We start from the raw sequence: 21,181 nt of genomic DNA, 5'->3' as shown, positions 1-21,181 counted from the left end.
CAGATGCAACAGTGAGCCTCAGAACTGAGCTATCACCACTCTGGTCTTGCCTTCTGTATCTCCCCCTTCCAGATCGGCGATCAATCCTTTCGGGTTATTTACCCAGCCCTCCGGGTCATAAACAAAACAGATCAGCGTGTCACAGTCCGGGTGGGCGCGATAACGGGCCATATCGATGATCAATTCTTCTCCGATTTTTCCTGCCCCCAGAGATTTACGCGTTTTCTTCACCTCGATCACTATCTTTTCTTTCTTCAGCAAAAAGTCCTGCCTGGAGGACGAGCCTGCATAACTCGGAGAAGCCTCTTCCGGTCTGACATCGTCGAAATGTAGAGTGAGAAGCGCATGAACCAGATCCTGAACGTCATACTCGTCGTTCACCTCAATGGTTTCTCTTTCGTTATGCCGCTTTTTCAACTGGCGGTAAAATGCAGGAAATCTTTCAAGCACGTTAATAATCAGATCTAATCTGTCAGTTTCTTTATATACTGGGCTTGAATTCAGGTAATTGGCATAGATCAGATCAGCTTTAGCTGCGTCGAAAACCGGTTTTAATTGGCCGGTGATAATGTCATGGTTTGAAGCGTAAAATCCTTTCTGCGCCTCGATAAAATCTTTATAAAAATCCGAATCCTTTCCAAAGCTGTCTTCCAGTAATTTTTTAACCCGGCCGATCCATGTTCTGTACTTTGCCGAATCCACGTATACTTTATTTGAGTTCAGCACAGAATTAAACTTTAGCGATTTGGTTGCTAATACGTCTCTGTACTCATCTTCAAGTAAGACAAACCGTTGGGCTAAGGTCTTCTGCATCATAGTGCCATCCGTCGTGCTAATTGATTGAATGCGCTAATTATACCATGCACGTGCGTTTTCCTTCATTTTGGACGTACAGGTTATTCTGTCCAGCCTAAACCTACAGACAGCGCTTCTATCCCTTGCCCAAAGCTGATACTGTGTATTGGCATGGTACTGAAAGGTCTTTAGTGACCGTTTTTTGATTCGTCATCCTTTTGAGGCTTAAATATGACCCTGCCTAAATTCAGCAATAATTTGAAAATTGAAGCTAACTTTTCCATTAACCAAGCAAATGATATGGTTGGAAAAACTATAGAGTCTGTACAAATTGGATTCCAGGATACGGGTTCCAAAGTGCATCAGACAGAAATGATTGTAATCAAATTCACAGACGGTACACAGCTGGCAATTTCAACGGGTTCTAACGTTGGTAACATCATTTCTCAAATTCAGAGCGGTGGCGGTGCCAAGTTAAAGCCTGCTGACTTTCACACTGATATGGAATTAACCTGGGAACAATGAGTATTTGCGGGGAACAATTCCCCGCTTGTATATTTCTCTTCACTTTGGACAGACAGCCAATTCTATCCAAACATACAGAGCGGCGTTTGAAACATCTTCAGAAATTCAAAGTAACTGACTGGCAGCTTTGAGCGATCAATGGACATTGCTAACAGCCTTCTGTGTGAATTATCAGGGAGCAGATCAGGTCATTTTGAAAAGTTTAGCATGTTATAAATCTGCATGGGATCACGTTGAGCTGTTACCCCACTTGTTCACATCAACCCTAACTCTACAGTCTGAAGCATAAGTTAGTAATCTGCGTGTTTCACACTTTTCAAAAATGCTTTCATATTTACATTAGGTTGTTCAATTTCGAAGTTACTTCCATATCGCTCTTGTAATTTTGGCCATAACTTACTTAATAATCCTCTCCTGCGATAAAATGGATGTATCCAAACGGTAGACAGGTACGGGGAATTTGCATTTGAATTAATTATTGTGACTAACCCAACTAAACATTGTCGATTACCACTATTATCCATTGATTGTATTTCTTCGATGAACGGATACGCGATTACATCAATCCAACAATGATCGGTTATATCCATGTGCATACCGTCATGACATTCCTTTGACTGATAGCGGCGTAAAGCTACACATGCGAGCTTCTGCCAGTTTGGAGAATTAATTGTAATCTCTTCATCATACAACGCGCCTACTGGAGCCGGTATTGGTCTGACAAATCCAGCATGGCATTCATCATAGAGCTTCATGTCTGCTTCAGAAACGTTATTTGCTTTGATTTTCTCCATGTGCGCGCCATTCAAAAATAGCTCTGATAGTAGTGTATCTACGCTGTATTCTTTATTGATTATTGTCGGTGTGGAGTTTTTCTTATTAAGGCCGCGAGTAACGTTTTTTTGATTAATGTTAACAACGTAGAATAATCCGTCGGGGAGGCTAGCGAACCACGATGGGGCATCTGACCAGAATAGTATACCATTTGTACTTCTTAAGAGTTTAATTAAGTAAATACAGGCTTCTTCACTAGTCCTGCCGTGAATGCGAAGCATGTTAGGATTAAAGTAATATTTATCCGCGTTTGGGAACGCAGCTTCGCAAAATTCCCGTACATAATCTAGTACCTGCCTCCTACAGAAGTCATCATAGCTGGTAATAACTAAGGGGATATCCTCATTACTATTATGATTATCAATTATGCAATCTATAGCGAGACTCACTGCTTTGCATATCACTTCAGTTGAATCTAACGACTCTAAAAATTTTGTCTTTCGAGTACGAATATCCATGTATGACCTTTGCTATTAAAATTCATCAATGAACGGTTTGTTACCTGGTTGTAATATGGAAATTTTATTCGTTGCTACATTCAAACTGTTGTAGAGCACAATTGCCAAATTCGACGCATTATCAATCAGCATTTCAAGAGTCTGGTCCGTAATTACTACAAGATTTCCTTCTTTATCCTTTCCACCACGATGCACTAAGTGATTTCTATTGTGGGTTGCCAGTTCAATAGCTTCTGTCGGACAGTCTTTTTGTATTTTTATATCGAATGTAGCTTCATATCGGTCGATTACCTTTTTAGTGCTATGCCAGCTTGCACTGATCAAGTGTTCCTTGATTGACCTGATTAATTCTCCCCTAATTTTCTCGATGGGTTCACCCTTGAAAGGCAACGCAGCAATCTCTTTGCTTACTTTATATTCAGTCTTACCTTTTTCTATACAATTTGCTATGTAAACATCATCTTTCTCTATAGAGTTAATGAATAGTTCAACATAAAGCGTTTCCAAAGCTGTAATAACATTCGTGTAGAGCAAACCAAGTAAGTGGTCTTTTTGCTGTTGTTCAGTTTTATCTTTTGCAAGTTCTTTTATTTTGTCGATGTTGTCAACGAATTTTAAATACGGATTGTCGGAAGAAGTTACAGCATCGAAGATATCATCATCGTACCAATCATCTACATTATTTGAGTTTCCAGACCAGTCAAAACATTCTGTTTGTAAGTCATCTACTAATTCCTCGATATACTCATCCTTGACATATTGTTCGAAGATGGCTTGTAGTTCTTCGCTCGCATCATACGGCCCGCCATATATGTAAGCATAGCCACCTTCTCTACTTTCATACGGACAAGCATTTGCAGGATCTTCAAAATTTTCAAAGAACCAATTCTTCATTACTTCGAGTTGATCTTTCTTGCTTATGTATTTTAAAGATTTAAGTGGGACTTTCTTTCCATTAACCTCGAAAACAATTTTCACGATGTAACGCCTCCTTGTATGAATTGCGCAACTAGTGTATCACGGCGGAATACAGGGCATGACATGCCCCCCTTAAACTAACATAGCACGATGTAAGCAAGTTCCGCTTCTGGCACAGAGCGGACATACAGTTATGCCATATCAGGGCCGGAACAATTGTCATGATGGACGTACAGGTCATTCTGTCCATTACCCACACCCTTATCCACCGTTTCTGTGGATAATCTACATGTAGTGGTTTTTGCAGCTGACCGGCACACAAGATGTGGTGTTCTGTCGCCGACGGCCCCGCCCTGCTCCGCCGCTACCGGCAGTAAAAAGTGCTGTTGCACCTGGACGAAAAGGCACATTCGGAAATAATGTCCAGTGACGCCGCGAGGCTGATCGCAATTATTCTAATCGGACACCCGCCCGGACTGCGGCATAATTGACCGTAAATACCCGTAAAGCGAGATTTTAAAAATTGAGCACGTTTCCCCGCAAAATTCCGCAGAATTCACGTAGCGACGCCTGGCAGCAACCGATTAACGCGGGCATGACGCTGGACGCCGCCCGCGCGCTGCGCGATCTGGCCGCACAGCTCGGCGCTGAACTGCCGAAGTACCTGCTTGCCCCGGAGGTGGCGGTGCTGCTCTCATACTTCGACGACCTGAACCGGCGCATGTACTTTGACACCCTCTGGAACACTGGCGCGCGGCCCAGCGAGGCCCGCGCCCTCACCCCGTCCGACTTCATTCTTGATCCGTCACGCCCGCACCCGCAGCCGGTGCTGCGCATCAAAACGCTGAAGCAGCGGGAGCAGGACGCCACGCGCGGCCCTGGCAGGCCGCCCATCGAGGTGCCTCCCTCCCCTCACCCGGATGCACGCTACCGCAAACCGCCCGAGCCGAAAACCCGCTTAGTGCCGCTGCTCGACGCCCGGTACGCGCAGCGGATGCGGGAGTTTCTGGCTACGTGGCGCAGGCGCGTGAAGCACCAGCCGGTGTGGCCGGTGTCCTCCCGGCAGACGCCGGTCAACTGGCTGAAAGAGGCGCTGGACAGGGCGGCGCGTGACGGCGTCACTTTTTCGGTGCCAGTGACGCCACACACATTCCGGCACAGCTTTGCGATGCACCTGCTGATGTGCGGGGTGCCGGATAAAACCCTGCAGGCGCTGATGGGCCACCGCTACGGGCGCAGCACGGAGGTGTACACGCGGGTGTTTACCCTGGACGCGATGGCCGCGCAGGGGATTTCGTTTTCAGTTGATCCGCTGAATTATAAATCATTGATTTAAAACCTTAAATATACAATGTGTAATGATACACATCATTTAATTGACTACAGAACGGTTTCGGTATACCTTAATATTAACGATGTGTAATGATACACACCATTAATAAGGAGTTGTGCCATGGGTAAGCTGCTAGGGTTTGGTAGTCATAAAGGCGGTGTAGGAAAGTCTACGCAGGCTATCAATGTCGCCGTGTTTCTCACGCTCGCGGGCAAGAAAGTTGCGTTTCTGGAGCTTGATGATCAGCGGAGTATTGCTGATGCGGTTGAGGCGCGTAGCGAGTCATCCGCACTGCCGCCAATTGACTACTACGAGTGCTATACAGATATTGTTGAGCGCGCCCGCAAACTGGCCGAGAAGTACGATTTTGTTGTCATCGATACTCCTGGGCGAAAATCTCCGGAATTCCGCAAGGCACTGGCCTGTGTTGATATTCTCCTCACCTTCATTGAGCCGGGTGCGCAGGTTGAAATCAACACTTTGGCGATGTTCGTTAACGACGTTAAAACAGCCCAAGCGAGTCTGAATCCTTCTATGCAGGCTTTCATCGTGCTGAACAAATCTGCGACAGATCCCCGCGATACTGAAGCGTCTGAGTTACGAAAAATGCTCAATGACGATCCGGACTGGTTGCCCGTTCCACGTCAGCGCATTTACTCCCGTAAGGCTCATAAAGGGGCATACAACGCTGGCATGGGTGTTCACGAATTTAACGACAAGCAGGGCAATAAAGCCCGTGGTGAAATTGAAATTCTTCTCAAGGAAGTAGGAATAATTTAGTGTGTAATAATACACAATATTACTTAGGCGTTACCTGTCTGGACGCAAATTAGCATTCCCACAACCATATTGATGTGTAATAATACACAACATTACACATCAATAATTCGGATTACCAAATGGCTAAGCTTCCTAAAAAAATTGCCCCTTCTGAAAAAGCCAGCGAAACAACCCTGCGAGATTTTGTCAGTTCGGCTGCGCTTAAACCTAATTCAGCCTCTTCGGTACATCGCGTGAATATGTCACTTACAGATGATGATATTACTAAATCTGAAATCTTTCAGGATCACCTTAACTTAAGCAGGGTAGAAATTTTCCGGGCTGGATTACTTGCTATGGCTGAAATAGATGAAGATGAACGCCAGAGGATTGCCGCAGAAGTCAGGCGCACAAGTCCGAAAGCGGGGCGTCCGCCCATAAACAAATAGTGCATATTAATACACACTATATTAATTTTCGTAATCAGCTTAATAAGGGGTTCGAGGGCCAACCGTGCGAAAAACCACGTTAGCGAATTAACAGTATGAAATATCAAGACTTATGAGACTGCGTATTCGGGCCAAAAAAGCGGTTCCAAATATCGTCTTCTGGTCATTTTGAGACTGGATCGTATCAAAATCGATTTCTGATACCGCTTAGCGTGGTTTGTTACATCACTGGATCTCAAACCCCAATGATGGCAGCGCCCGGATATACCGTATATCCTGGATTGGCTACATCCGGCCTGTTTTATGGCTGACGGTCGTTACCGCGCTCTGTATCGCCGTGATCATGGCGCGTGACTTAGGCTCACCCTCGATGCAGGCACAGCTCGCCAGCCCCCTCTTTCTTTACGCCCCGCCATCCAGCGGGGTTCTTTTTGCCCCATTCCGGCATGTTCTGCCCGAAAACCTTCTAACAATGAGTAATATTACACACCATTAAATTCCTTTATTTTCATGGTATTCCAGCCATTAACGATGCGTAACATTACACACTATAAATTTCCTCCCTTAATATCATAGTGTTATCTTTTTGCTAATTTTTTCATTTGCGCGTTATTTAGCCTCCTCTTATACTGTATATAAACACAGTACAAAGGCTCATTATGCTTCTTATACCGGTCAAACCTAAAGACAATCATCAATATCCGACCATACCTTTTTTTGCTGAAGCAGTTCCTGCTGGATTTCCATCACCCGCAGCAGGATGGGAAGAAGAAGAATTGAACCTCCATGCCTATGTAGTGAGGCATCCTTCCGCTACTTATTTTTTACGCGTCACCGGCAATTCTATGCGCGACGCCAGAATACATGATGGCGATATCCTCATCGTAGACAGGGCAGAAGAGGCGCAGCACGGCAGCATAGTGATAGCCAGCATTGACAACGAATTCACTGTTAAAAAGCTTCTGATGCGTCCTGTGCCCTGTCTGATGCCTCAGAACAAAGCTTACAGCCCAATCTATTTTGATCCTGAATCCGATACGGTTGAGCTATGGGGAGTCGTAACGTTCTCAGTCAGGAAGCACACACCATGTTCGCCCTGATTGACGTTAACGCAATGTACTGTTCATGTGAACAGGCTTTCAGACCAGATTTGGCGGGAAAGCCGGTTATCGTACTTTCGAACAATGACGCGTCCGTGATCGCCCGGAACAAAGAGGCGAAAGCGCTGAAAATTCAGATGGGCGAGCCATTTTTTCGCATTAAGCACCTGATCGAACGCCATAAAGTGAACGTCTTCAGCTCCAATTACGCGCTATATCATTCATTGAGTACCCGGTTCTGCACCGTGGTTGAATCCATCGCACCACGCGTCTCTGTTTACAGCATTGACGAGCTATTCTGCGATGCCTCCTATCTGACCAATGTAATGCCTCTCGATGAATTCGGGCATTTACTGCGCCGGGAAGTGAAGAGGCAAACCACGCTAACCTGTGGCGTAGGAGTTGCGCCGACCAAAACGCTTGCAAAGCTCTGCAACCACGCCGCAAAAACTTATCCGGCAGCCCGTGGCGTCGTCGCTCTTGATGATCCGAAACGTCTCCAGAAACTCATGTCACTGGTGCCATTAAGGGAGGTATGGGGGGTCGGCTCACGCCTGGAAAAAACGCTCAGTGCGATGGGCGTGAAAACAGCACTCGATCTATCACGGCTGGATACCAGAATGGTCAGACGCCAATTCAGCGTTGTGCTCGAAAGAACGGTGAGAGAACTACGTGGCGAATCCTGCCTGATGCTTGATGAAAACCCCGCAGCCAAACAGCAGATTGTTGTCTCGCGCTCGTTCGGCCAGCGCGTCACCGAATTGCACCAGATGCAACAGGCTATTACCGGCTATGCGGCGCGCGCCGGTGAAAAGCTGCGCCAGGAAAAACAGTTCGTAAAGGTGATCAGCGTTTTTATTCGCACCAGCCCTTATGCAGTGAACGATGTGCAATACGGAAACCAGGCGACAGAGGAGCTGGTTACACCGACCAGTGACACCAGAGATATCATCGCAGCGGCCCAGAGAGCGCTGCTTCGTATCTGGAGGCCAGGGATAAACTATGCCAAAGCCGGGATCATGCTCAATGATTTACATGGCCGGGAGGCGCAGCTGGATTTATTCAGCCCGGAGTTACAGCACAGAAACAGCGATAATCTGATGCAGCTGCTCGACAAGCTGAACCGGGAAGAGCGCAGACAACTGTTTTTTGCAGGGCAGGGAATACAGCCAGAATTTGCCATGAAACGAGAAATGTTATCACCTTCCTACATGACGCGATGGGATCAAATTCCAACCGCAGTACTACGCTAAAATTGAATGCTGGCAAAAATGAGTTGGCCAACTTCAGCGGTCGCTCGATTTTGACTGCAAAAAGCAATTGCCGGCGACAGCTGAAGGTTGAATATTGCTGGCAACGAGACTTATGCGCGTAGCGCATGGAAGGCGGCTGCACGTTCTGACAGGTTGCACGGGTACAGAACCGCCAGAAACAAACCCTCTGAAAGATACTGAAAATCCCCCCCCTCCCTGATAAGCGCCGTTTAAGCAGCAGCCTTTCAGCGACAACGTGGCCTGATGGTCGAAGACGAAAGAACGATACAGCGGTCAGGACTAACAGAAGCACGATAGCTTTAATGCGTACAGGACATACAGCAGTGCTGTAATGCCCGCCATGAGGCGGGAGCTACCTCAGACGCGAAGCGGCTTAACCGAACCGCCGTGAGCGTCAGCTCGCTGGAAGGGCGGTCGTTATCGTCTGTCCACAGGGCAGACTGTGAGTAGGTATTCTTTTTAGAAGATAGATCTAAAAGATGTTTAAAAGAATTATCGCGGTTTGCTGTAGGGATCGTATGTAAGTTTAGATAAGGAGTCTCTTGCGGTTATATGTGGATATCTAATGTGAAGCCGTTCGCGGCTCAATTGCGGGAGTGAAATGGGGATGAAATGAACCCTTGATCGAGATAAGCCAGTGAGTCAAACGGCCAGAATTATGCGGATTGTATGATATGTGAGCGCTGTTTAACTGCAGGCGTGACTGAACCTCCGGAATCCCCGGATTGAGTCAAAAAAGGAGGTTAGCTGGGAACAGTAGCAAGCCGGGTGTGATTGCCGCGCGACATGACCATACGTTCCTTCACGCGGCGCTTGACCTCTTCAGTCACGGCATGAAGATCCGTAGGGAAAAGCCCCTGTACCAGTTCGCGCGTAATTTCACGCTGAACCAGTGCCTTAATTTCTTTTTGAGTACGCTGTGCATCCCGTTTCGCGCGGGCACGTTTTTCACCGTGCGCCTTACGGGCCAGGCGGTATTCTTTAAACCGGGTATGAAACGTCACCCACGCCAGGCTGATAAGTTCATCGATGCCCAGACGGGTCTGGCCGTTCTTCTCGCGCTGCTTGTTCTGCCACTCCGCTCGACTTTTGCGGGCAGCGGCAACCGCTTCAGATGAAACGTCCAGCGCTTCAAAGAATGCAGGGGTAAAGGTGATATCGGTAGGAATATTGCAGCCAATGGAAGCATCAAACTGCTTTCCTGAATAGGTCAGCAGACCAAAATCATCGGCTAAAGACTTCAGCGCCCGCTGTGCGCGGGTGATTGAAAGATTACCGTTCTCGGATTCCGTTGCCAGACCGCACTCTATCGCGCAGGTTGTCAGCGTGGAATTCACGCGGTTGGCTAGCGGATCGTAATGAAAGCAGATGGCCTGCAGCAGTGCCTCAAAGGCCCGGAGACGCAGGGGAGGTGGCTTACGATCACGCTTACCCAGCGAACGGGCCACCGCAACATGCAGGGAGAAATCAAAACGAGTCGTGAATCCCTTAGCTTTCGCCATCAGCTTTTCATTAAAGGGCAACGTCGCTTTTGGTTTATCAGTTCCTTTTTTCTTAGGAATAACAAACTCTGGATAGGGATTTTTTACCTGCCGGTAGACAGAATCAGTCTGGAAATTCTGATTAGACACGCCCGTCCGCACTTATGGCGGTGCAGGGGGGTTGTAAGTGATCATGCATTTGCTATAATCCTCATCAGGCCAGCGCCTGCTTTTCGACCCCCTGATATCTGAATCTCCCGCCAAGTTGAAGCAGATTTCAGGGGGTTTTTGCATTCTGGGGTTGGCTGTCTGCCTTTCCCCTTCTCTTGGACGCATTGCCGGGGCGTCCCGCCCGCATCAATTCTTAAGCTCGCGTAATCTAGCATGTACCAGCGGTGCGATCAAACACTGAACACAATCGGAATCAGCCTAACTACATGTAAAACAAGCATAAAAATATCACTTTTCATTAGATTCACTATTCTTAAACCTAAAGAAAAGCCAAATTTCAGCTTAACTAAATCAGCCAGTTACATTAACTGGCCTGTGCTTTTCTGGCCTTCTCAGCCAGCTCAACCAGTTCGGCAAACTCATCTGCTGAAAGGCAATAAAACTCTGGTTGGTTACGGCTCATGATAGCCAGCGCACCCTCGCCAGACTTCACGCACTCAATCGGGTTCTTTCTGAACTCTGAGATGCTAATCACTCTGCGGCTGTGAATGGTTTGGGTCATTTCTACGTCCCTCTCGTAACGACTAATGTAATGACTATAGACATTTAACAGTACGTGATCAAGTACAAATACAGGTACTGGATCCCGGTCACAAAAAAGCCAGGCAATTGCCCGGCTCTGATTCATATAGAATTGTGGTCGAACACTAGGCCAGGCCGGGTTCGTCAGGATCAAAATTAGCCGTGCGGAAACCATGCGTGACCTCTTTATCGGTCAATGCCGCTGATTCTTTAGGCTTCGGCTGCGGCCCATCCAGTCGGGTGGCTTCCCAGACGTTCCGGATAGCACTAATAGTGTTTACCTTGCCATGCTCGTCGCGCTTCTGCACCTGCACAGGTTGTGACTCCTTCAGGCTGAGAGATACCTCGTTTCCGCGCTTAAACCCGTGAAGCGTATCCTTAAGGCCAACGCCCCAGTGAGTCTGCTCATTACCGGCCTTATCCTGCAACGTAACGTAATAGCTCTGGCTGTTGCCCTCCTTTTCCAGATAGGGGGCTGCGCCATGCCGAAGGATTTTCCCCTCCAGAATGTTGAGCCTGCTTTCCGGCTCGGCAGCCTGTGCGGGTGGTGAATCTCCCCGCATCCGCTCTGCAATCTCCTGATCGATAGCGGCTCTCACTTTGTCGGCTTCTTCCGGCAAGGCGTTATGCTCACGCTCTTTCTGCTCGGTGCTCATACTCAGGCTGCGTAAGTGCGTATTGGAGAGAATATCCTTAATTTCCTGCTCTGTAGCGCGCCCGCTATAGGAAGCCGCAACAGCTGCGGCGGCCTGTGCTGACGTAGGAAGAGGGTCGGAAGAAGGATTATCACGCGAGGCGGTTGCCGGTGCGGGTGATGGTGACTGCTGATGCTCTGGTTTAACACCGCGCTCCTGTTCGGCCCCTTCAATCGTGAAGGCGGATTCTTTATCGCTGTTACGTGGCTGCTCTTTCGCCTTCGCCAACTCCATGCGGCGCAGCTCCAGCGCGGCGTTCATCGCTTTATCGGTAAAGTGAATATCCAGACCTTTTTCAGCAACAACGTTGACCACCATTTCTTTAAAATGCTTTGAGCCTTTGATGTTCAGCGTACTGCCAAAGCGCCCCTGAGCAAGTTCTAACGCGACGGCCACGCTGTCTTTGCTCAGGCCATTTTTGCGCATCGATATGTGCTTACCGGTATCCACGAAGAGGGTTTTGTCACTGCTTTTGTCCAGGTAATGGACGTGGCCTTTCCGGGTGCGTTTAGTATAGAGGTTGCTTGGATCCAGATTTTTCTCTACGGATTTACGCGACTCATCCGCAATTTTGGAGTAATTACGGGGGTTGCGCAGCGCATCAAAAACCTGCTTGAAGCGTGATTTTGCCGGTTTAACTTTCTCAATTTCAGGGCCACTGATAGTAAATCCGGACGATTCAGGCCGCGATTTATTAATCATGTCCCGGATGTCTTTACTTCCCATCGTTACATCCTCATTGTTATTCAGGATTGCATCCTTCCTTTTCAGCCGCTCAAAATGCATCACGGAAAGGAGCTGTGTTTTTTCGTCGTAAGTAAATCTCTTGTCGCTAGTCACCTCCCGGCGTATTTCATAAAATTCACGATCAACGCTGCGCATCTGCCAGTTGGCATTACGCTGGGCTGAATCTGGCTCGTTCATCCGGCGATGCAGCCATGCCGGAATAGATGAAACGGAGGCAACGGGCATTGCCGGTTGGGTTAACGCCGGAGAAGATTTCGCACCGGTAATGGTGCCCGCGGGGAAAAGGTGCCCGCCGCGCTTTCTGACGTCATCGAGGGTTGGAATACGGTTTTTTAGTCTTGGAATTACGGGATAGGGCGTCAGCTGTAGTTTGGTTCGTCGTCGTGCATGTTTTCCCACTGTCCCCCGTGTTGGGGGGTCGCGTTGCCATGATGATGACTGACTGGCAGCTCGTCGTTCTCCTCCTCTTCCTCGTAAAGTGCGTCGCAGTCCAGGATCTCCGTGGGTTTGCTTGTCGCCCAAGTGAACGCGTGCATCACCCTGCAGTAGCACTTTATTTCCTTTCCGGAGTCGTGAACCTGCCACATTGCCATCGGGCATGTTTTGCAGGCTATAGGCAGATGGGGCATAACGTCTTGATTTAACTTCAGCAGCACTTCGCTGGTTATCTGACGACCGTTGACCTCGTAACTCATATTTACCTCGAAGTTCGTCATAAAATTTTGTAGTGCAGCCAGTCAGCAAGGTATTTCTTGTCTGATCATCGGACGCGTAATAAATGGCGCGGAATTTTGGTGAAGCGATTTTATCGATATACTTAATCTCAGCCGCCCGATTGCCCCATTCACTGAAACGCACGTCAATGATTTTGGTGTCGAGTGGGGGTCTGCTCATTCGGCGCTCAGTAATAAACTCATCGCTGAATATGCTTTCCTTGAGATTTGTAAACTTCTGATCGCCAGAAAGTTTTACTGCAATGTATTCATTTTCTTTACCGGCATTTCTGACTTTAGTTTCACCAAACTGTGAAACCAGATCATAGAAATCCTTTCGGGTTCTGATATCGTCTGAAAAAACGCGCTCCAGCAGATTCAGTTTAAATTCTTTATTCTTTGCCCTGAAATCATCCCCTTTATACCGTGAAAGCATATCGGCATAGTTCGTGGGGGTTGCGCGCATGTTCTCTCTTGGAGAAGCCAGCCCGTACTTCTGGTTAATGTACTCCTGAAACGCCTCCATATACTTTTCATTCTTTGTATAATCACCAACAGGATTCATTTCATTACCCGACAGCAGATTAACGCGCGGGATAACGACGTGAATATGCGGCTTACGATCAACCAGATCGCCGGTTTTTCTGTCCGTCATGGTTTTGACTTTCGGAAGATGCGCCTCAGCATAGAAATTATATTCGTCGCTGTTATAGGCGTGCATCAGAAATGCTTTAAATTCCTGCGTGATGGCGAAAAGCGTTTCCTGAGACACCTCATCCTCTTTAAATGACAGGGTAAAGGTCAGATATCTATCCTGCCCTTTATTTTCAATGCCACGATAAACCCTGTCGGTGAGATCCAGATTTCCATCGAGAATAATGCGTTCATCGAGTTCATCACGGGATAACTCCCGGCCTGACTTCATTCCTTCTTCCAGATACTCTTTGACACCTGAATTATAGCCGCTGCACCTAATCAGCATTGTCTACCGCCTTGCGCATCAGCGATTCTATGTTCATCAGGGAATTTAAAAAAAAGGTGTATTTTTTATCTGAAATTACACCGCCTTTATGGGCAGCGTTAACCTTAAGAGCAAGCTGATTTATGTTATTACTCGACTTATTAAAAAGGTATAATAATTCTTTGGTATCCTTTACCTCAATATTAATGAAGTCAGATTTACTCAGCACCAGTTTTCTGAAGAAAGCTGACCGGCTGAGTTTCGCCTCTTTTATCTGCTGCTCGAAAGGAGAGAAATCATCGCGCGTTATCCGGAATGAAATACCAATATCTTTATTTTGCTTGGCGGCCATGATGCTCCTCGATAACTGATGATGATGTTCCCGCAAAGCGGGGTTCCAAAGGGGTTTCCCCTTTGGCACGCGACTGGATAGAAATACCCGCCAGGGGATTTGTATACAGTCGGTAACGTGCCTCTGTTTAGCTTGATGGGTTGCTTTGCATTGCATAAAGTTGCATTAAATTGCACTAAACATGTTGACGATTGCATTGAGTTGCATTAGATTGCATTGCAACGGCGGCTAGTTGCATTAGGTTGCATTAGATTTCACTAAACGTACCTGACCGTCTAAAATGGAGCCATTCAAAACACATGGGGCGCATCATGTCTGAAAGGCAAACGAAAACTAGGCAGGGGAGAAGTAAGTTTCTGCCTTTACTCCAGGAGATTAAAAATCGACTGGCATTAGGCCAAACTCAGAGAATGATTTTTGAGTCATACCCTGATTTAGAAATGAGTTACACGCAGTTTACGCGATATGTAAAAAAATATTGTGCTGACGAAATTAAACATTTAACTCAGAACACTGAACCCCATAACGTTATTGCCAGCGCTCAGACAGTGAATGAAAACCCACCTGATACATTCCGTAAAATTGCCCGCAACCCGGCAGATTTACGCAGGTTGCGGCAAAGACCTGTTGATCTTGAAGCGCTGCAGAATTCAGAAGGAAATGACGATGAAAGTAGTAACTCTTAACTATACTGGCACCGTAGGTAAAACAACTATCTCTGCACACGTACTTTCGCCACGCATGAACAACGCACCTATTTATGCGATTGAGTCCATTAACGAAACTGCTGAAGGTCTTGGGATTGACGTCGAAAAAATGACCGGCGCAAAATTCCGTGATCTTTTCAGAAAGTTAATGCTTGAAGATGATGCTGTTATTGATATCGGCGCATCAAACATTGAAGACTTCCTGAATAACATGATCAAGTTCGATAACTCTCACGAGGAATTTGATTATTTTATTATCCCCGTCACATCTGGAACAAAAGAACAAAAAGAGACTATTCAGATGTTGCAGGCTTTGGCAGGAATTGGCATACCTTCGGATAAAATCCGGGTTATTTTTAACCGCGTAGATAATGACGTTGAAGAGGAATTCAAATTCATTATTGCGCATCATAAAAAAGAAAAAACGTTCGTGCTTAATACCGAATGCGCTATCTTTGAAAATGAAATTTTTGATGCACTTTCCATTAAAGGATTAACCGTTGATGCCATTCTAGCAGACCAGACGGATTATAAGTCGCTACTCAAAAATAAAGAAGCAAGCGCAAGAGACCGCAATAACTGGGCAGACATGTACGGTCTGAAAGCTCTTGCTAAGGGTGTCAAACGTAATCTCGATGACGTTTACGCGAACCTTTTTTAAGGGGAGATTATGTCAGAAGAAAAAAGGCTCCCACAGACCGCGCGTGAGGCGTTTCTGATTGAACTAATCGGAGATCTGGGCGTCATTGGCGACCAGATTAAAAGCCTCCCCGGAGAAATCAATCAGGCTGTTTCAGGTTCACTGGAAATAATCGCCAGTTCAGTAGAAGAGGCGGAAAAAACCGCCTCAGAACTGAGCCAGGCGATAGAACGACAAAAGACCGTTGCGCTTACTGAATTTCGTGAATCAGTTAAATCCAGCCTGGACGAACATGCTCATAAAACTTTTTATGAGCTTGAAAAATCTGTTAACAGCTTGCAAAAGCGGATTGATGGGTTTGAATTAGCGGATCCTAAAAGTCGGCGTCTGAATGTGATTCTGGCCTGCACCCTTGCTATTACGCTCGCTCTGTCAGGGGCAGCAATCTATGGCATATACAGCGGCGCACAATCAACAATCAGCGCTCTGACGTCTCAGCACAATATATCTCGTTAGTTTTGTTCGGCGGGCGTCCAGCCCGCTCTGCTGCCTCTGCTTCTGCCTTCTGCCTTCTGCCTGCTGATTCTTTCTCTTGTCTCCGACCATCTGACCACAACCCCGCTTACAGGCTGCTGCTTAAACGGCGCTGGTCAGGGGGGGAGGTGATTTTCATTATCTGTCAGTGTGTTTATTTCCGGCGGTTCTGTACCCGTGCACCATGTCAGAACGTGCTGCCGCCTTCCATGCGCTGCGCGCATACTGACTTCAGGTGTGATTGCCAGCATTAGTGGCACTGCAGCTGGCGCCGGTCGTTTTATTTTGCTGTCATAATTGGAAGGTCGTTTAATGCTGCCATCCGGTTTTTGACAGCATTAATCTGAAGGTATTTTCGAATCGTTGCTGAGTATGACTTTCAGGCAGCCTAGCGGAAAACTAGCGCCCCGCAAAAGGGCGTAGAATTGAATTGTACGCTAATTATTACTACAGATGTGCGTAATTATACATCACTTCATCGCAAACATGCGAGACATGCTGGATTCAAAATTCCCGATAGCTTCAGACAGATCTCTTGAACGCAGGCGCTCTTGCGCCAGCTCGTTCTTCAGGCGTCGTATCGTCTCCTGATTCTGCTTGTAACTGCCGATCGCCGTCATGAGTCCCTTGCTTACAGTGGCTTCGCCCATGCAATCTAGTGCTTCAAGGATAATGTCGTCCTGCTGCTTATCGGTTCTTACTGTGTAGTGTCCCATTAACTCACCTACTGTGATTTTTTAAAGGGGGATAAAATCCCCCTGTATATTTACTTTAAGTCGGTTTTCAGGTGTTTAATCCACCAAAGTAGCTCTCCCAGCTCCCAGCCGCTAAGCTGTGGGGCCTTAATTGCCTTTTTATTTACAATAGAATCAGCCAGCGCTATGATCTCTTTAAGTGACATAAAATTATCCTGTATGCGATTTTCTGTCATCAGCGCCAGACTGTTCCAGCAGCCTGGCGCTAACCCCATTTATTAGCTCAGAAATTGTTTCAAATTTCTTTCTAATTCCTTCTCGAAATCCGGTTCAAAATCCCACGCACGCCAGATTAGTTGCCCGGTATGCGCATCACGAATTTCTACCTGATGATCATCGTATTTACTGATGCTTGAGACTTTTACGAGCACTGAATCTTTCAGTACGCGTCCATTAATAATCGAATCAATTTTCTGTTTCATTTCTGCTCCTGGCCGTTCGTCCCTAAAAGAAAGCACCGCGCTTTCATTAAATACATTATGCACGTTTTAACGTGCATATGCAATCAATGAGGCACTTTTAAACGTGCTTTTTTTTCCTGCAGGCGTAAAAAAGCCCGGCAGTGCCGGGCTAAACTTTTACACCCCCGAATCAGGCCGGGGCATTGTCTGCTGACGCGCTAAACAATGGCGTTAGCCTGGACAGATCAATACTTTCTTCAGCGTGATAGAGGCTGTAAGCATCTTGCATACGGAGCCACCACTCAGGGGAACTTCCAATCACTTTAGACAAGCGCACCGCCATTTCCGGGCTGATGGCAATCTTTTCCTGAGTCAGACGGCTGAGGTTTGACGCTGATACATCCAGAGCCTTCGCTACATCACTCAGTGACATATTGAGCGCCTCAATGTTATCAGCGACAATCGCCCCTGGATGGGGCGGATTGTGCATTTTCATTAGTGATAATCCTCATAGTTCAAAATGTACGCATCGCCGTCTGTAAATTCGAAAGTGATACGCCAGTTAGCTCTTACCGTTACTGACCAGATGTTCTGTCTGTCACCTTTCAGCCTGTGAAGCCTCAGTGATGGCAGATTCAAATCAGTAATATTTTCGGCCTGATGAATGGAAGCCAGGCATTTATTCAGGGTTTTTTCGTGTTCCGGGATGATTCCGGAAGTGCTTCCGGTCTCGAAAAACTTTTTTAATCCCTTGTGCTTAAACGATTTGATCATTTCCCTTCCTTCTCAAACCTTAAGCTCATTATAGTTGCACATTGCACAACATGCAACGTTATTGAGTGTGGTTTACGCAAATTTTATTAGCAATAATGCCAGCAGAAACTCAGAATGACATGTGAGGACTATTTAATATCCCGATCTGGCTTCATTTGAGGTTATTTAACTGAATCCAGCGTTTCTGCATTAAAGGCAGCTTTATAATTGCTTATTGCATCCTCCACGCCGCGCAGCTTCCGTTCAGCCTCAGATGGCAGGGGGATGTCTGTGTGAATACCTGATGCAAGATACTGGCCCAGATCAAGCGCGGCAGCGGCGGCTTCCTGCTGTGGGTTTCTCACTGCTGGCAGACGGCGGATCAGCAAATAATCCTCGTGTTCATTTAGCAGAAGCATAAACAGATGATATTCTGCAACAGATACGCGGTTTATCCCGGCTTCTTTATCCTGCCATGCGCGGCGGGTCATGCCCATGAACTCCCCCATTTCTATCTGAGTAAGTCCTAATTTCGCACGTACGCGCGCGGCTAATTCACCGTTATGTTCGGCTTTAAGTTGCATTATTATCACTCTCTTTCAGAAACTGAATAAATTCACGCGCCAGCTTAGGTAGTGGATAATCACTAGCCCGGATAAAATCGCCACAGTTAATGAAAAACTCCTGATTAAGTATTTCACTACGCGTTTCTTTTTCGCCATATTCCCGCGCTTTTTTTGACGGATTGCTGCGATCAAGCACGGTAAAATGAAGACGGTAACGCTTCCCGTCACTGTAAACGGCAAGTATTTGCCGGATTTTTGCAGTATCGCCACGCCGTTTTGTCACAAATATCTCTTTCACGCGCTACTCCCGTTAAAGCTTCGGCATTACTACGGTAAACGGCGGGTTCGAAGCCCGCCGCTTACCGTCAGCGTTCAAGGTTGGATATTAAGCCCACCACTTTTATTAACTGGTCTTTGGACAGGTCAGTCAGGTTGAGCTGATAACCGCCGTAGCGATCGGTCACATCCCCACGAATACCATGTGCGCTGGTTATGCCACACAATACATTAGTCCCGCGGTCATACTCATAAACGTCCAAAATCCGGCCCAGCAGATGGATCAGGTTTTTTCTGTCTTCGCGCTGCATTTCTGCGCCTGCTCTGTCTGCTTCATATATAGAAATGATACTCCGGGCTTCGGTCAGTATCTTTCTCCGGATATCTCCGGCAACTGACGCGGCATTGCGCATGGTGGAGACAGTGCAGGCTGAGTAGGTGTCATTGCGGCGGCACTTGCTCACGCTTCCCATCAGGCAGAACCGTTCCTTTTCATAACGGACGCTGATTGTATAATTTCGGTAATCCGGATTCATTAAGATCATTCGGTAGATATCATTCTGCCGGTAATCAATACGCCAGCCAGTTCCTAGCAATGGGCAGACCTGTTCGAAAAAATGCGCATAGCGCTCAGTGAATGTATTGCTCATAATTCCCCCAGACATAAGCTAAGGGGGCCAATGGCCCCCGGAATCATCAGGCGCGGCTCTCTACCGCTCTGCGCCCGTATGCTTTACGCTGTCCGTTGGTGCCGTACATTTCACGGATTTCATCCATTGAGTGATCTTTACGGTTCCGGAATGATTTGTGCTCTTCCGGACGGAAAAACCACTGCGCCTTTTTAGGTGCCCACTTGCAGCCCAGGCTTTTCAGCGCGTCTTTATGCGGTTTGGTTTCACCGGAAATCCATATCCAGTTGCCGATAACTTCAAAAACTACACCGGCAAGCCCATTGAGTTCCATCAGCACGCGTTCCATTTCTTCACCGAAGTTATAACGCTCGTTTTCATCTGCTGACTGGTACTGATTGATTTTTTCAAAGTTCGCCATCAGAAATTCAAAAGCAGCATTTATTGCTTTCATGATTTCTGCGGCAATCGGGTTATCCTTGTTACGATCAGGATGGTGTTTAAGGGATGCCTTTCTGTACGCCTTTTTGATGTCTTCTTTGGTCAGATCACCGTTTAAACCAAATACATTTAATGCCTGCTGAACGTTCATCTTAAAACTCCTGGCCGGTCGGCCTTATGGGAAAGCACCGCGCTTTCCATGTAGAGTATAATACACGTTTTAACGTGCTTTTTGCAAGTGTTTTTATTATTTTCATTTGATTTTATGCCCGTCAGGGCATGGAAGGCGACAACGTATAATTTAATATTTGCACCGCCTGTAAATCGCCGGAATCAGCGATTTAACTCGCTACTTTGAACCCCCTTCACCCTGTACAGCCCAGACCAGCTATAAGCAGCACTGAAGCCTCAGTACGTGGTCGGAGTGGTCACGGCAAGGCATCGCCGCCGCCGGGGCGTATCTCCGCGTTAGCGCCATTACTGGCGCTTACGAACGTGCAGCACGGCAATTAAGCGATGATAGGAACTGCCAGCATTTTCCCGTCTTCAGCTGCGGCCGGCGGCCACAAAATGCCACTAAAAAAAAGCGACCGGCGGCGATGGCCATCGTCGGATTGGCAGCAAAAGAACTTGGCGGATAAAAACATAAAAGCCCCGAATGTCGGGGCTTATTTTGGCTGCAATTTTGAATCTCTACCGGATGCCGGCGTTGACTTTCTGCTGTCAGATTCTCGCATCGAGTTTCACCGGCTTTCATAAAATGACGCTATTCAGAACGGGATCCCATCGTCATCGACTGGGGGAATATCATCAGCGTTGGCTGGCCCCTGCGAAGCATTATTGACTGGTTGCTGCGGGGTGCTGCCCGCGTTTCGGTTTCCTCCAAGCATCTGCATCGTGCCGCCAGTATTCACTACGACTTCGGTTGTGTATTTATCCTGCCCGCTCTGGTCTGTCCATTTTCGCGTGCGCAGCTGGCCTTCAATATATACCTGCGAGCCTTTGTGGAGGTACTCGCCCGCGATTTCAGCCAGCTTGCCGAAGAGCACAATGCGATGCCATTCGGTGAGCTCTTTGCTTTCACCCGTTGTTTTGTCGCGCCAGCTCTCTGACGTTGCAATCGTGATATTAGTAACCGCTCCGCCGTTTGGCATGTAGCGCACTTCCGGATCTTGTCCCAGATTACCAACCAGAATGACTTTGTTTACGCCGCGTGATGCCATGATTACTTCCTCTTGTTATTAAAGACCAGTGAAACGGTGCCATCGGCCTGCAGCTGCAGTGCGGCGTCGTATTTCTTCTGGGTTTTGGTTGATTTGAATCCTTTGATTT

At 47.2% G+C, this 21,181-nt stretch carries 26 protein-coding genes; 9 read left to right on the top strand and 17 right to left on the bottom strand.

The window, feature by feature from the left end:
- Positions 1-18: 18 nt before the first annotated feature.
- Entirely contained in the window at positions 19-816 is a 798-nt protein-coding gene (locus QLG07_RS12205; RefSeq protein ID WP_282469305.1) for a malate dehydrogenase, read from the bottom strand.
- A gap of 210 nt (positions 817-1,026) precedes the next feature.
- Between QLG07_RS12205 and QLG07_RS12200 the strand changes: the two genes are divergently transcribed.
- Positions 1,027-1,320, top strand: coding sequence for a hypothetical protein (locus QLG07_RS12200; RefSeq protein WP_282469304.1), 294 nt, complete (start codon positions 1,027-1,029; stop codon positions 1,318-1,320).
- A 290-nt stretch (positions 1,321-1,610) separates the two neighbouring features.
- On the opposite strand, the gene QLG07_RS12195 is transcribed toward QLG07_RS12200, so the two are convergent.
- The gene (locus QLG07_RS12195; protein ID WP_282469303.1) at positions 1,611-2,612 is read right to left on the bottom strand and encodes a hypothetical protein; all 1,002 of its coding nucleotides are present in this window, start codon (positions 2,610-2,612) and stop codon (positions 1,611-1,613) included.
- Positions 2,613-2,627: 15 nt separating this feature from the next.
- A complete protein-coding gene (locus QLG07_RS12190) occupies positions 2,628-3,590 on the bottom strand; it encodes a hypothetical protein (protein WP_282469302.1) in 963 nt (320 codons plus the stop codon).
- 463 nt (positions 3,591-4,053) lie between these two features.
- On the opposite strand from QLG07_RS12190, the gene QLG07_RS12185 reads away from it, so the two are divergent.
- The 5 genes from QLG07_RS12185 to umuC all read left to right on the top strand — a co-directional run bounded on the left by QLG07_RS12185 (position 4,054) and on the right by umuC (position 8,424).
- Positions 4,054-4,866 (top strand): tyrosine-type recombinase/integrase, encoded by an 813-nt coding sequence (locus QLG07_RS12185; protein WP_282469301.1) that lies wholly within the window; start codon positions 4,054-4,056, stop codon positions 4,864-4,866.
- 117 nt (positions 4,867-4,983) lie between these two features.
- Positions 4,984-5,643 (top strand): ParA family protein, encoded by a 660-nt coding sequence (locus QLG07_RS12180; protein ID WP_048918422.1) that lies wholly within the window; start codon positions 4,984-4,986, stop codon positions 5,641-5,643.
- Between the two features lie 119 nt (positions 5,644-5,762).
- Positions 5,763-6,071 (top strand): hypothetical protein, encoded by a 309-nt coding sequence (locus QLG07_RS12175; protein WP_230050605.1) that lies wholly within the window; start codon positions 5,763-5,765, stop codon positions 6,069-6,071.
- A gap of 659 nt (positions 6,072-6,730) precedes the next feature.
- On the top strand, positions 6,731-7,171 hold the full coding sequence (gene umuD / locus QLG07_RS12170; RefSeq protein ID WP_048918719.1) for a translesion error-prone DNA polymerase V autoproteolytic subunit: 441 nt from the start codon (positions 6,731-6,733) through the stop codon (positions 7,169-7,171).
- Entirely contained in the window at positions 7,159-8,424 is a 1,266-nt protein-coding gene (umuC, locus tag QLG07_RS12165; protein WP_282469300.1) for a translesion error-prone DNA polymerase V subunit UmuC, read from the top strand. The genes umuD and umuC overlap by 13 nt, the downstream gene beginning before the upstream one ends.
- A gap of 764 nt (positions 8,425-9,188) precedes the next feature.
- Here umuC and repA read toward each other — a convergent pair.
- The 4 genes from repA to QLG07_RS12145 all read right to left on the bottom strand — a co-directional run bounded on the left by repA (position 9,189) and on the right by QLG07_RS12145 (position 14,147).
- The gene (repA, locus tag QLG07_RS12160) at positions 9,189-10,076 is read right to left on the bottom strand and encodes a plasmid replication initiator RepA (RefSeq protein ID WP_048918715.1); all 888 of its coding nucleotides are present in this window, start codon (positions 10,074-10,076) and stop codon (positions 9,189-9,191) included.
- Between the two features lie 385 nt (positions 10,077-10,461).
- Entirely contained in the window at positions 10,462-10,659 is a 198-nt protein-coding gene (locus QLG07_RS12155; protein WP_048918716.1) for an antitoxin of toxin-antitoxin stability system, read from the bottom strand.
- Between the two features lie 145 nt (positions 10,660-10,804).
- Positions 10,805-13,816 (bottom strand): LPD7 domain-containing protein, encoded by a 3,012-nt coding sequence (locus QLG07_RS12150; protein WP_282469299.1) that lies wholly within the window; start codon positions 13,814-13,816, stop codon positions 10,805-10,807.
- Positions 13,806-14,147: a molybdopterin-guanine dinucleotide biosynthesis protein MobC gene (locus QLG07_RS12145; protein WP_282469298.1), complete on the bottom strand. Its 342-nt coding sequence runs from the start codon at positions 14,145-14,147 to the stop codon at positions 13,806-13,808. Before QLG07_RS12145 ends, QLG07_RS12150 begins: the two co-directional genes overlap by 11 nt.
- 311 nt (positions 14,148-14,458) lie before the next feature.
- On the opposite strand from QLG07_RS12145, the gene QLG07_RS12140 reads away from it, so the two are divergent.
- The 3 genes from QLG07_RS12140 to QLG07_RS12130 are packed head-to-tail and all read left to right on the top strand — an operon-like array spanning position 14,459 to position 16,010.
- The gene (locus QLG07_RS12140) at positions 14,459-14,833 is read left to right on the top strand and encodes a hypothetical protein (RefSeq protein ID WP_230050607.1); all 375 of its coding nucleotides are present in this window, start codon (positions 14,459-14,461) and stop codon (positions 14,831-14,833) included.
- Positions 14,814-15,515: a StbB family protein gene (gene stbB, locus QLG07_RS12135; RefSeq protein WP_048918368.1), complete on the top strand. Its 702-nt coding sequence runs from the start codon at positions 14,814-14,816 to the stop codon at positions 15,513-15,515. The genes QLG07_RS12140 and stbB overlap by 20 nt, the downstream gene beginning before the upstream one ends.
- Before the next feature lie 9 nt (positions 15,516-15,524).
- A complete protein-coding gene (locus tag QLG07_RS12130) occupies positions 15,525-16,010 on the top strand; it encodes a hypothetical protein (protein ID WP_282469297.1) in 486 nt (161 codons plus the stop codon).
- 488 nt (positions 16,011-16,498) lie between these two features.
- Here the strand turns inward: QLG07_RS12130 and QLG07_RS12125 are convergent, their stop codons facing one another.
- The 10 genes from QLG07_RS12125 to ssb form a co-directional block, all read right to left on the bottom strand.
- Complete coding sequence (locus tag QLG07_RS12125) at positions 16,499-16,744, bottom strand: hypothetical protein (protein WP_048918370.1); 246 nt, start codon at positions 16,742-16,744, stop codon at positions 16,499-16,501.
- A 50-nt stretch (positions 16,745-16,794) separates the two neighbouring features.
- Entirely contained in the window at positions 16,795-16,929 is a 135-nt protein-coding gene (locus tag QLG07_RS12120; protein ID WP_282469296.1) for a hypothetical protein, read from the bottom strand.
- A 72-nt stretch (positions 16,930-17,001) separates the two neighbouring features.
- On the bottom strand, positions 17,002-17,205 hold the full coding sequence (locus QLG07_RS12115; protein WP_048918372.1) for a DUF905 family protein: 204 nt from the start codon (positions 17,203-17,205) through the stop codon (positions 17,002-17,004).
- Between the two features lie 169 nt (positions 17,206-17,374).
- Entirely contained in the window at positions 17,375-17,680 is a 306-nt protein-coding gene (locus QLG07_RS12110) for a HigA family addiction module antitoxin (RefSeq protein WP_048918373.1), read from the bottom strand.
- A complete protein-coding gene (locus tag QLG07_RS12105; RefSeq protein WP_048918374.1) occupies positions 17,680-17,958 on the bottom strand; it encodes a type II toxin-antitoxin system RelE/ParE family toxin in 279 nt (92 codons plus the stop codon). The genes QLG07_RS12110 and QLG07_RS12105 overlap by 1 nt, the downstream gene beginning before the upstream one ends.
- A 161-nt stretch (positions 17,959-18,119) precedes the next feature.
- A complete protein-coding gene (locus tag QLG07_RS12100) occupies positions 18,120-18,521 on the bottom strand; it encodes a helix-turn-helix transcriptional regulator (RefSeq protein WP_282469295.1) in 402 nt (133 codons plus the stop codon).
- Positions 18,511-18,801: a hypothetical protein gene (locus tag QLG07_RS12095; protein WP_282469294.1), complete on the bottom strand. Its 291-nt coding sequence runs from the start codon at positions 18,799-18,801 to the stop codon at positions 18,511-18,513. The genes QLG07_RS12100 and QLG07_RS12095 overlap by 11 nt, the downstream gene beginning before the upstream one ends.
- Before the next feature lie 67 nt (positions 18,802-18,868).
- The gene (locus tag QLG07_RS12090; RefSeq protein WP_048918377.1) at positions 18,869-19,429 is read right to left on the bottom strand and encodes a hypothetical protein; all 561 of its coding nucleotides are present in this window, start codon (positions 19,427-19,429) and stop codon (positions 18,869-18,871) included.
- Between the two features lie 46 nt (positions 19,430-19,475).
- Positions 19,476-20,000 carry a J domain-containing protein gene (locus QLG07_RS12085; RefSeq protein ID WP_048918378.1) on the bottom strand — a complete coding sequence of 175 codons (525 nt, stop codon included), beginning with the start codon at positions 19,998-20,000 and terminating at the stop codon, positions 19,476-19,478.
- A gap of 619 nt (positions 20,001-20,619) precedes the next feature.
- On the bottom strand, positions 20,620-21,072 hold the full coding sequence (gene ssb, locus QLG07_RS12080; protein WP_048918645.1) for a single-stranded DNA-binding protein: 453 nt from the start codon (positions 21,070-21,072) through the stop codon (positions 20,620-20,622).
- Positions 21,073-21,181 lie beyond the last annotated feature (109 nt).

Source organism: Erwinia sp. V90_4, assembly GCF_029967685.1.
Lineage (GTDB): Bacteria > Pseudomonadota > Gammaproteobacteria > Enterobacterales > Enterobacteriaceae > Erwinia > Erwinia aphidicola.
This window is presented reverse-complemented; position numbering and strand designations above follow the sequence as displayed.

Excerpts from the sequence above, each read along its gene's own strand:
- QLG07_RS12205 (WP_282469305.1), bottom strand. The coding sequence starts at position 816 with ATGATGCAGAAGACCTTAGCCCAACGGTTTGTCTTACTTGAAGATGAG.
- QLG07_RS12200 (WP_282469304.1), top strand. The coding sequence starts at position 1,027 with ATGACCCTGCCTAAATTCAGCAATAATTTGAAAATTGAAGCTAACTTT.
- QLG07_RS12195 (WP_282469303.1), bottom strand. The coding sequence starts at position 2,612 with ATGGATATTCGTACTCGAAAGACAAAATTTTTAGAGTCGTTAGATTCA.
- QLG07_RS12180 (WP_048918422.1), top strand. The coding sequence starts at position 4,984 with ATGGGTAAGCTGCTAGGGTTTGGTAGTCATAAAGGCGGTGTAGGAAAG.
- QLG07_RS12175 (WP_230050605.1), top strand. The coding sequence starts at position 5,763 with ATGGCTAAGCTTCCTAAAAAAATTGCCCCTTCTGAAAAAGCCAGCGAA.
- umuD (WP_048918719.1), top strand. The coding sequence starts at position 6,731 with ATGCTTCTTATACCGGTCAAACCTAAAGACAATCATCAATATCCGACC.
- umuC (WP_282469300.1), top strand. The coding sequence starts at position 7,159 with ATGTTCGCCCTGATTGACGTTAACGCAATGTACTGTTCATGTGAACAG.
- QLG07_RS12155 (WP_048918716.1), bottom strand. The coding sequence starts at position 10,659 with ATGACCCAAACCATTCACAGCCGCAGAGTGATTAGCATCTCAGAGTTC.
- QLG07_RS12150 (WP_282469299.1), bottom strand. The coding sequence starts at position 13,816 with ATGCTGATTAGGTGCAGCGGCTATAATTCAGGTGTCAAAGAGTATCTG.
- QLG07_RS12145 (WP_282469298.1), bottom strand. The coding sequence starts at position 14,147 with ATGGCCGCCAAGCAAAATAAAGATATTGGTATTTCATTCCGGATAACG.
- QLG07_RS12140 (WP_230050607.1), top strand. The coding sequence starts at position 14,459 with ATGTCTGAAAGGCAAACGAAAACTAGGCAGGGGAGAAGTAAGTTTCTG.
- stbB (WP_048918368.1), top strand. The coding sequence starts at position 14,814 with ATGAAAGTAGTAACTCTTAACTATACTGGCACCGTAGGTAAAACAACT.
- QLG07_RS12130 (WP_282469297.1), top strand. The coding sequence starts at position 15,525 with ATGTCAGAAGAAAAAAGGCTCCCACAGACCGCGCGTGAGGCGTTTCTG.
- QLG07_RS12125 (WP_048918370.1), bottom strand. The coding sequence starts at position 16,744 with ATGGGACACTACACAGTAAGAACCGATAAGCAGCAGGACGACATTATC.
- QLG07_RS12120 (WP_282469296.1), bottom strand. The coding sequence starts at position 16,929 with ATGTCACTTAAAGAGATCATAGCGCTGGCTGATTCTATTGTAAATAAA.
- QLG07_RS12115 (WP_048918372.1), bottom strand. The coding sequence starts at position 17,205 with ATGAAACAGAAAATTGATTCGATTATTAATGGACGCGTACTGAAAGAT.
- QLG07_RS12110 (WP_048918373.1), bottom strand. The coding sequence starts at position 17,680 with ATGAAAATGCACAATCCGCCCCATCCAGGGGCGATTGTCGCTGATAAC.
- QLG07_RS12105 (WP_048918374.1), bottom strand. The coding sequence starts at position 17,958 with ATGATCAAATCGTTTAAGCACAAGGGATTAAAAAAGTTTTTCGAGACC.
- QLG07_RS12100 (WP_282469295.1), bottom strand. The coding sequence starts at position 18,521 with ATGCAACTTAAAGCCGAACATAACGGTGAATTAGCCGCGCGCGTACGT.
- QLG07_RS12090 (WP_048918377.1), bottom strand. The coding sequence starts at position 19,429 with ATGAGCAATACATTCACTGAGCGCTATGCGCATTTTTTCGAACAGGTC.
- QLG07_RS12085 (WP_048918378.1), bottom strand. The coding sequence starts at position 20,000 with ATGAACGTTCAGCAGGCATTAAATGTATTTGGTTTAAACGGTGATCTG.
- ssb (WP_048918645.1), bottom strand. The coding sequence starts at position 21,072 with ATGGCATCACGCGGCGTAAACAAAGTCATTCTGGTTGGTAATCTGGGA.